General features: G+C 72.6%; 8 protein-coding genes. 7 read left to right on the top strand and 1 reads right to left on the bottom strand.

Annotated elements, in window-relative coordinates:
* Positions 1–210 precede the first annotated feature (210 nt).
* Genes ACFXA3_RS24855 through ACFXA3_RS24880 form a run of 6 tightly spaced genes read left to right on the top strand, consistent with a single transcriptional unit; the run spans position 211 to position 6412 of the window.
* The gene (locus ACFXA3_RS24855) at positions 211–1581 is read left to right on the top strand and encodes an ABC transporter substrate-binding protein (protein WP_385190287.1); all 1371 of its coding nucleotides are present in this window, start codon (positions 211–213) and stop codon (positions 1579–1581) included.
* Positions 1578–2540: an ABC transporter permease gene (locus ACFXA3_RS24860; RefSeq protein ID WP_385190289.1), complete on the top strand. Its 963-nt coding sequence runs from the start codon at positions 1578–1580 to the stop codon at positions 2538–2540. Before ACFXA3_RS24855 ends, ACFXA3_RS24860 begins: the two co-directional genes overlap by 4 nt.
* On the top strand, positions 2537–3394 hold the full coding sequence (locus ACFXA3_RS24865; protein WP_385190292.1) for an ABC transporter permease: 858 nt from the start codon (positions 2537–2539) through the stop codon (positions 3392–3394). Before ACFXA3_RS24860 ends, ACFXA3_RS24865 begins: the two co-directional genes overlap by 4 nt.
* Positions 3391–4407, top strand: a complete 1017-nt coding sequence (locus ACFXA3_RS24870) for an ABC transporter ATP-binding protein (protein ID WP_385190294.1) — start codon at positions 3391–3393, stop codon at positions 4405–4407. Before ACFXA3_RS24865 ends, ACFXA3_RS24870 begins: the two co-directional genes overlap by 4 nt.
* Entirely contained in the window at positions 4404–5201 is a 798-nt protein-coding gene (locus ACFXA3_RS24875; RefSeq protein ID WP_385190296.1) for an ABC transporter ATP-binding protein, read from the top strand. Before ACFXA3_RS24870 ends, ACFXA3_RS24875 begins: the two co-directional genes overlap by 4 nt.
* Positions 5202–5230: 29 nt before the next feature.
* On the top strand, positions 5231–6412 hold the full coding sequence (locus ACFXA3_RS24880; RefSeq protein WP_385190298.1) for an agmatine/peptidylarginine deiminase: 1182 nt from the start codon (positions 5231–5233) through the stop codon (positions 6410–6412).
* A 542-nt stretch (positions 6413–6954) separates the two neighbouring features.
* Here ACFXA3_RS24880 and ACFXA3_RS24885 read toward each other — a convergent pair.
* Positions 6955–8145, bottom strand: coding sequence for an acyl-CoA dehydrogenase family protein (locus tag ACFXA3_RS24885; RefSeq protein ID WP_385190300.1), 1191 nt, complete (start codon positions 8143–8145; stop codon positions 6955–6957).
* Positions 8146–8327: 182 nt separating this feature from the next.
* Here ACFXA3_RS24885 and ACFXA3_RS24890 point away from each other — a divergent pair, with 182 nt between their 5' ends.
* Positions 8328–9218 (top strand): hypothetical protein, encoded by an 891-nt coding sequence (locus ACFXA3_RS24890; RefSeq protein ID WP_385190302.1) that lies wholly within the window; start codon positions 8328–8330, stop codon positions 9216–9218.
* Positions 9219–9235: the final 17 nt, after the last annotated feature.

The following is a 9235-nucleotide window of genomic DNA, read 5'->3' on the forward strand; positions in this document are numbered from 1 at the left end:
GTGGGTGTGGTCGCCGCCTGATCCGGACCGCCCCGGACCGGAGCGGCCTCCGGGAGCGCCGCGTTCAAGCTGTCCGCGGGCACCCCGGCCGCCGCCGGTGAGCTGGACTCCTTCACCTGGGCCCTGTACGCGGAACCGCCCACGCTGGACTACACCGCCGCCTTCGACTACCCGCAGAACACCGTCCTGTCCAACGTCTGCGAGAGCCTGATGCGGTGGACCCCGCAGCTCACCGTGGCTCCGGGCCTGGCCGAGAAGGCCACCAACCCGGACCCCAAGACGTGGGTCTACGACCTGCGCGCGGGCGTCCACTTCCACGACGGCGGCGTACTGAGCGCCGACGACGTGGTGTTCAGCCTCGGCCGGCAGCTCGACCCGGACGGCGGTTCGGCCTGGAACAGCGACTTCGCCAACGTCGAGTCGATCACCAAGACGGGCCCGCTGCAGGTCACGGTCAGGCTGAAGCAGCCGGACGCGCAGTTCCCCCAGTACATGGCCACCGCCGCCGGCGCCGTGGCCTCGAAGGCCGGTGTCGAGAAGGCGGGCAAGGACTACGGCACCTCGGGCGGCCTGGACTGTACGGGCCCCTACGAACTGGGCACCTGGAACAAGGGCCAGTCCATCGAACTCCGGCGCTTCGACGGCTACTGGGGGACCCGGGCGAAGTCGGCGAAGGTGGTGTTCAGCTTCCTCACCGACCCCTCGGCGCGCACCAACGCGATGCTCAGCGGCGAGGCCGACGGCGGGTACCTGATCCCCACGGAGAGCTACGACCGGCTCAGCAGGAGCGGGGTCGGCACCCTCTACTTCGGCGAGGGACTCAGCACGGTCAACGTCAACGTCACCAGCATGAAGGGCGCGCTCGGCGACGTACGGGTCCGCCGCGCGCTGTCCCTGGCACTGGACCGCCGCGGTTTCGTGAAGGCGGGCCTGGGCGGTGCGGGAACCGCCACCAGCTCCCTCACCACGAAGGCCGTCTGGGCCGCGGCCCCCGAAGAGGTCCGCAAGGCCGCCTTCGACGGCCTGCCGTCGCCCGAGCAGCACATCGAGGAGGCGAAGGCGCTGGTCAAGGAGGCGGGCGCCACCGGAAAGACGGTGACCATCGCCACCAGCGCGATCGGCCAGGACGTCTCGCTGCTGGCGACCGCCGTCCAGGCGGCCGGCACCCGGATCGGGCTGGACGTCCGGCTGAAGACCATCGCCCCGAACGCCTTCACCGCGCTGTTCACCGACCCCCAGGCGCGCGAGGGCCTGGACATGTTCCCCGAGACGTACTACGACTCCATCACCGACCCGATGGACCTGCTGGGCAACTTCCAGACCGGGGCCTTCCAGAACTACGCCGGCTACAGCGACCCGGCCTACGACGACCTCGTCGCCCGGGCCCGCGCGGAGTACGACCCGGCCCGGCGGATGGCGGTGGCCGCCCGGCTCCAGCAGCAGGCCGCCGACCAGGTCCTGTGGATCCCCGTCGCCGAGTGGCCCACAGCGCTCTTCCTCAACAAGCGGATCACCGGCGCACCCACCACCATCGCGTACCTGTACTACCCGTGGGCCGCCGACGTCGGGGCGGCGCCGTGACCGGCTTCGTGAGGTTCGCCGTCCGACGGCTGGCCGAGATGGCCGCCACCCTGCTCTGCGCGTCGTTCGTCATCTTCGGCGCGATGTACCTGGCGCCCGGCAACCCGGCGAGCTTCCTCCTCGCCGGGCGGTCCGCCTCCCCGGAGGCGCTGCGGGCCCTCAACGCCCAGTACCACCTGGACGAGCCGTTCGCGGTGCAGTACCTGCGCTGGCTCGGCCAGGTGCTGCACGGCGACTTCGGGCGTTCGCTGACGTACCGCACCGACGTGTCCCGGCTGCTGGCGGACCGGCTGCCGAGCACCCTGCTGCTGATCACCATGGCGCTCCTGCTCGTCCTCGCCTTCGGTCTGCTGCTCGGGTGGATCGGCGCGGTCCGCGGCGGCGCCGCCGACTCGGCGATCCTCGTCACGACCACCTTCGCCATCGGCACCCCGTCGTTCGTCGCCGCGGTCCTGCTCCAGGGGCTGTTCGCGGTGCGTCTGCACTGGTTCCCCACCGGGGGCAGCGGCGAGGGGATCGGGTCGATGCTGTGGCATCTGACGCTGCCCGCCGTCGCGTTGGCGCTCTACCTGATCGGCATGCTCGCCCGTGTCACCCGGGCCGCGATGCTCGACGTCCTCGGCCAGGAGCACGTCACCGTGGCCCGCAGCCGCGGGGTCGCCGAACACCTGGTGATCCGGCGGCACGTGCTGCGCAACGCCCTGGGCACCGTGCTCACCACCGGCGGACTGATCGTGTCCACCCTGCTGGTCACCACCGTCCTGGTGGAGTCCGCGTTCAGCGTCGGCGGCATCGGCCAACTGCTCGAACTGTCCACCACCACCAAGGACTTCCCCACCGTGCAGGCCATCTCCCTGATCATGGTCGCGCTGTTCATGTCGGTGAACCTGATCGTCGACCTGCTGCATCCGCTGATCGACCCCCGGGTCTCCCTCGGCGCCGGGAGGCGGGCCGCATGACCGCCACCGCCCTGCTGCGCCGGCCCGGCCTCGCCAGGATCCGCACCACCCGCGCGCCCCTGTCCGCACTCTGCCTGGGCTTCGTCGCCCTGGTCGTCCTCGTCGCCCTGCTCGCCCCCTGGATCGCCCCGTACGACCCGAACGCCGTCGACCTGGGCAACGCCCTGGCGGGCCCCTCCCCCGAGCACCTCCTCGGTGTCGACGCCTCCGGGCGCGACACGCTCTCCCGGCTCGTGCTGGGCGCCCGCACCTCCCTCCTAGGCCCGCTCGGCGTCGTCGTCTTCTCCACCGTGGCCGGGGTCGCCATCGGGACCGCGGCCGCCTGGCGGGGCGGCCCCCTGGACTCCGTGCTGTCGCGCGGCACCGAGCTGGTCTTCGCCTTCCCCGGCATGCTGCTGGCCATCCTGATCGTCTCGGTCCAGGGGGAAGGACTGCTCGCGCCGGTCATCGCCCTGGCGATCGCGTACCTCCCGTACGTCAGCCGGCTCACCCGCTCCCTCGTGCTGGCCGAACGCGCCCGCCCGTACGTGGAGGCCTACCGGGTGCAGGGCCACTCCGGGCTGCAGATCTGCCTGCGGCACGTGGTGCCCGGCATCGCCCCGGTCGTCCTCGCCCAGTCCACGGTCAACTTCGGGTACGCCCTCATCGACCTGGCCGGCCTCTCCTTCCTGGGGCTGGGCGTTCCCGCGCTCACCCCCGACTGGGGCCGCATGGTCTTCGACGGCGAGAGCGCCATCCAGTCCGGCTACCCGCTCGCGCCGATCGTGCCGTGCGCGGCGATCGTCCTGACCGTGGTCGCCTTCAACGTCGTCGGTGAACGCCGCGCCGACCAGGTCGCCAGGAGGGCCCGTTGAACACCCTCGACATCCGGGCGCTGCGGCTGCGGCTGCCGGACACCGCACGGCCCGTCCTCGACGGCGTCGACCTCACCGTCGCCGCCGGGGAGACCGTGGCCCTCGTCGGCGAGTCCGGCTCCGGCAAGACCCTCACCTCCCGCAGCGTGCTCGGGCTGCTGCCGCCGGGCGCGGCCGCGGAGGGGACGGTGAACGTCGCCGGCGACGACGTCCTCACGATGACCCCCGACCGGCTGCGGATCCTGCGCACGAGCACGGCGGCCATGGTCTTCCAGGACCCGCGGGCCGCCGTCAACCCCGTGCGCCGCGTCGGCGACTTCCTCACCGAGAGCCTGCGCCTGAACGCCCGGGCCAAGAAGGCGGACGCCGAGGCGCGGGCGGTGCGGATGCTGGAGGCCGTCGGCCTCACCGCCGCCGCCCTGCGCGCGTACCCGGGCCAGCTGTCCGGCGGCATGCTGCAACGGGTCGTGATCGCGGCCGCGCTCATGGGCGACCCGGCCCTGATCCTCGCCGACGAACCCACCACGGCCCTGGACGTGACGACCCAGGCGGAGGTCGTGGCGCTCCTCGGTGAACTGCGCGAGAGCTTCGGCACCGGGCTGCTCTTCGTCACCCACGACCTCGGACTCGCCGCGGCCATCAGCGACCGCGTGTACGTGATGTACGCGGGCCGGATCGTGGAAACGGGCCCCGCCGAGGAGCTGTTCACCCGGCCGCGGCACCCGTACACGGCCGCGCTCCTCGCGTCGACCCCGCGCCTGGACGCCCCGCGGGGGCGGCTCGCCGCGATCGAGGGCCGGCCGCCGAGCCTGCGCGAGGAGCTCACCGGGTGCCCCTTCGCCGCCCGGTGCCCGTACGTCACCGACCACTGCGTCCGCGAGGCGCCGGCCCTGCTGCCGCTCGCCGGGGGCCAGCGGGACCGGCTCGCCGCGTGCCATCACGGCGACCGGGTCGGCGAAGCGGACGGCCGCCCACAGGTCCCGTCCCCGATCGGAGAGGAATGCCGCCCATGAGGAAGACCGTCCTGGAGGCCGTCGGCCTGCGCCGGACCTACGGGCCCGTCCGGGCGGTGGACGACGTCTCGTTCCGGCTGACCGAAGGCGGATCGCTCGGCATCGTCGGCGAGTCGGGCTCCGGGAAGACGACCACCGCCCGCATCATCGTCGGCCTGGAGCGCGCGGACGGCGGCCGGATCCTCGTCCACGGCCGGGACCGGGACCCTCGTACGCGGGGCAGGGCCCGGCGCCTCGCACGGGCCCGGGAGGTCCAGATGGTCTTCCAGGACCCGTTCCTCTCCCTCGATCCGCGCACCACGGTGGGCGCCGCACTGCGGGAGACCCTCCGTCTGCACTTCCCCGACACCGACCCCGGCCCGCGCATCACCGAGCTCCTCGACCAGGTGGGGCTCGGGGCCCGGGAGGCGGACGCCCTGCCCCGGCAGCTGTCGGGCGGGCAGCGCCAGCGCGTGGCGATCGCCCGGGCACTGGCGGTGGAGCCCGCCGTCCTGGTCCTCGACGAAGCGGTCGCCGCGCTGGACGTGTCCGTCCAGGCACAGATCCTCAACCTGCTCGCCGACATCCGCGAACGCAGCGGCATCGGCTACCTGTTCATCACCCACGACCTCGGCGTCGTGCGGTGCGTCACCGACGACGTCGTCGTCATGCGGCACGGCCGGATCGTCGAAGCGGGTCCGACCGCCCGGGTCCTCGCCGATCCCCGCCACCCCTATACCCGCCTGCTGCTGGAGTCCGTACCCCGGCCGGGCTGGGACCCGCAACACATCTCAGCTGCCCGACGCGCTCTGTGACCCCACGAGAAACGGATCGGAGAACAGTGATGAACGATCACGCTGCACCTCGGAACCCGGCCGGCGGAACGCCACGTCGCGCCCTGGACCGACGGGGCTTCCTCGCCGCTGCCGGCCTCACGGCCGCCGGCGCCGCACTGGCTGCGGTGGGCGGCGAGGCCTTCGCCGCCACCCGGCCCACCACTGGGGTCGCCGCCGCCGCGGGCGGACTCACCGTCCCGCTCGACACCGTCCGGCACACCCGGACCTGGATGGCGTGGCCGGACAGCTCGGCCATCTGGGGACGGCAACTGGCCGGGGTCCAGGCCGATATCGCACGCATCGCGAAGACCATCGCCACGTACGAGCCGGTCGTCATGTGCGCCAACGCGGCGAGCGTCTCCAAGGCGAAGAGCGCCTGCGGGGCGGGCGTCACGGTGATCGGCTCGATCCCGGTCGACGACTGCTGGATGCGCGACAGCGGCCCGGTGTTCCGTACGAACGGCGCGGGCGGCCTCGACGCGGTCGGCCTGAACTTCAACGGCTGGGGCAGCCAGCAGACCCACGCCAAGGACGCCCTGGTCGCCGGGCGCGTAGCGGCCTACGCCGGGGTCCCGTTCACCACCGCCGGCTTCGTCGGCGAGGGCGGCGCGGTGGAGACGGACGGCGCCGGCACCCTCATGGCCACCCGCAGCAGCATCATCAACCCGGACCGCAACCCCGGCCTGTCACAGGCCGGGATCGAAGCGGCGATGTGCGCCGCCTTCGGGGCCTCCAAGGTGATCTGGTTCAAGGGCGTCCTCGGCCGCGACATCACCGACGACCACGTCGACGCGACCTCCCGCTTCCTCTCCCCCGGGCAGGGGCTGGTCCAGATGCCGCTGGCGAGCGACACCGACGCCTGGTCCAACGACGCCCGCCAGCAGTACCAGATCCTCTCCACGTCCACCGGCGCCCAGGGCGGTCCCATCGCGGTGACCCGGCTCCAGGGCCCCGACTACGACCGCATCCGGTCCACCGACCCCGGCTTCGTGGCCGCCTACGCCAACTACTACGTGTGCAACGGCGCGGTCATCGCACCGCAGTTCGGCGACACCCGGGCCGACGCGGGAGCCAAGTCGACCCTCCAGCGCCTCTTCCCCGGCCGGACGGTCGAACAGCTCGCCATCGACAGCCTGGGGGCGGGCGGCGGCGGCATCCACTGCGTCACCCAGCAACAGCCCGTCGCATAACGGCGAACGCCCCGCAGCGGCCGGCCCGGCCACCCCGGCCCGGCCGCTGCACCTGCGTGGGCAGCGCGTCCGCGGTGCCTTGATCACCGACGAGGCTGCCGGCAGAGCACATCGCGGAGCCCTCCGCCCAGCCACTGCCGGACGCCGCCTCGGCGTCCAGGGTCAGAGCCGCCGCCAGCGCCTGGACGGTACGGCGCTGAGGCCCCCGGGCGCGTCCGCGCTCCACGTCCGACACCGCCCGCGGTGGCCCCACTCATGCCCATCTCTGCATTCCCGCTGGTCAACTCGGTCTTGGCCCGGCGTTGAACGCCGTCCGGCAGAAGCAGGCACGACGATGCTTCTGCCGGTGAAACTTCATGGCCCACGCGCTGCCGCCCCCGCTGACTGAGACACGCCACGACGGTGGGCCGGACCTCGGCCCGGCGACAGCGGCCGCACTGGTGCCGACTGGCGTGTCACGGCTCAAATGCCGAGCGTTCGCACTCTTGTCCAGCGACAACAAAAGTTGTTGAGTGCCAACCATCGTCGTGAGTCACACCCGGTCAGCGGCGGACGCGGGGCATGCCCAGGCCGATCCAGGAGATGATCTCGCGCTGGATCTCGTTGTTGCCGCCTCCGAAGGTGAAGATCACGGCGCTGCGGTAGCCGCGTTCCAGTTCCCCGTGCAGGACCGCGCCCGCGGAACCGTCCTTGAGGGAGCCGGCCGCGCCGACCACCTCCATCAGCCAGGCGTACGCGTCCCGGCGGGCCTCGGAGCCGTACACCTTGACGGCGGAGGCGTCCTGCGGGGTCAGGGTGCCGTCCTGGACGGCTCCCACCATCTGCCAGTTGAGCAGCTTCATCGCGTCGAGCCGGGCGTGGGTGCGGGCCAGGCGGCCGCGGACCCAGGAGAGGTCGATGACGCGGCGGCCGTCGGCGAGCTTGGTCTCGGCGGCCCAGCGCTGGACGTCGTGCAGCGCCCGGATCGCCATGGTGCCGTGCGCGGCGAGGGTGACGCGCTCGTGGTTGAGCTGGTTGGTGATCAGGCGCCAGCCCTTGTTCTCCCGTCCGACGCGGCGGCTCGCGGGGACGCGGATGTCCTCGTAGTAGCTGGCGGTGGTGTCGTGCGAGGCGAGGGTGTTGATCAGGGTGCACGAGTATCCGGGGTCGGCGGTCGGCACCAGGAGCATGGTGATGCCCTTGTGCGCGGGGGCGTCCGGGTCGGTGCGGACGGCGAGCCAGACCCAGTCGGCGGTGTCCCCGTTGGTGGTCCAGATCTTCTGCCCGTTGACCACGTACGTGCCGGTCTCCTCGTCGCCCTCGCGGACGGCCTTGCACTTGAGGGCGGCGAGGTCGGTGCCGGCGTCCGGCTCGCTGTAGCCGATGGCGAAGTCGATCTCGCCGGACAGGATCCGCGGCAGGAAGTACGCCTTCTGCTCGTCGGTGCCGAACTGCATGATGGTCGGCCCGACGGTGTTGAGCGCCATCAGCGGCAGCGGTACGACGGCCTGCGCGGCCTCGTCGAAGAAGATGAACTGGTCCATGGGGGTCATCCCGCGGCCGCCGTACTCCTCGGGCCAGCCCACGCCGAGCCAGCCGTCGGCGCCGAGCCTGCGGATGGTCTCCCGGTAGAAGCGCTTCTGGGCGGCCGGATCCTCGTAGCGGGCGTAGACGTCCCGCGGCACCAGCTCGGCGAAGTAGGCGCGCAGCTCGGTGCGCAACTGCTGCTGCTCAGGCGTGTATTCGAGGTGCACGGCCCCTCCGGGTGTCTCGCGGGTCCAGCCGGTCGCTGTGGTGGCGGCGCACAGAGTAGAACGTGTTCCAAGAAGGCGGAAGGACTCGCGGGCGCCGGTTTCCCCCGACCACCGCCGCGACGCCGGTCCGTGGCCGACAATGGGCTTGCGTGTCACGGGACTTCGAGGAACCGGGGGGACACATGGACGAGGCCTGGGAACAGGAGTTCGCGGGGCGGGACCGCCTCCCGGAGCGCCGGGACCGGCCACCCGGACAGCGCGACCGGACACCGGACCGGCGCGACCGGCTCCCCGGGCACGCGGACCGGCCGGCCGGCGGCGGCCCGGCGCACTCCGAGGGCGTGACGCAGATCCACGAACCGGGAACGCTGCCCGTCGATCCCCGGACCCCCGACCGCCACCGGTGCTGGGAACTGCTGCCGGCCGACACGCGCGCCAAGACGACCGAGAAGGCGGGCCGCTCCCTGATGTGGTGGGCCCGCGTCTACTCCGACGGCGTCCCGTTCGCCGTGGTGTTCGGGGACCGGGGACTGTGCCGGGTCGAACCCGTGTACCGGGGCGGCCGGGCGGAGGAACACCGCGGCGAGCGGGCCCGGGTGGAGCCCGGCTCGCTGCGCACCCGTTCGTTCGACCCACGGCCGCCGCAGCAGGGGGGCGGCCCGGCCGTGCCCGGCCGGGCCGGCTCACCCGTGGAGCGCCTGGTCCTGAACCCGCCGGAGGCCCAGGGGGTGCTCGGCCACTTCCCCCTCGACGTACAGGACTTCCTCCAGCGCCCCTTCCTGCCCGACCGGCGGGTCGTCACGGCCGAGTGGTACTACGAGGAGACCGTCGAGCCCACGCACACCGCCCTCTTCGTGATGCTGTGCCTGTCCAGCGACCGCCACGTCACCGCGGTCGAGGGCCGCCGCACCCTGGACCGGGGCGCGACACCGGACCGGGCCCGGTGGCAGGCGCTGACGTGCCCCCGGGCCCCGCGCAAACCCCCCCGACCCCAAGTGGCGGGGCCCCGGGGGGAACCGGCGGTGGCTTTTAAACAAAAGACGCAGCCCACCAAAATGAGAGTGTATATATAGGTGGGTGCCGGAGATAG

Origin of the sequence: Streptomyces sp. NPDC059456 (assembly GCF_042750055.1) — a bacterium.
Lineage (GTDB): Bacteria > Actinomycetota > Actinomycetes > Streptomycetales > Streptomycetaceae > Streptomyces.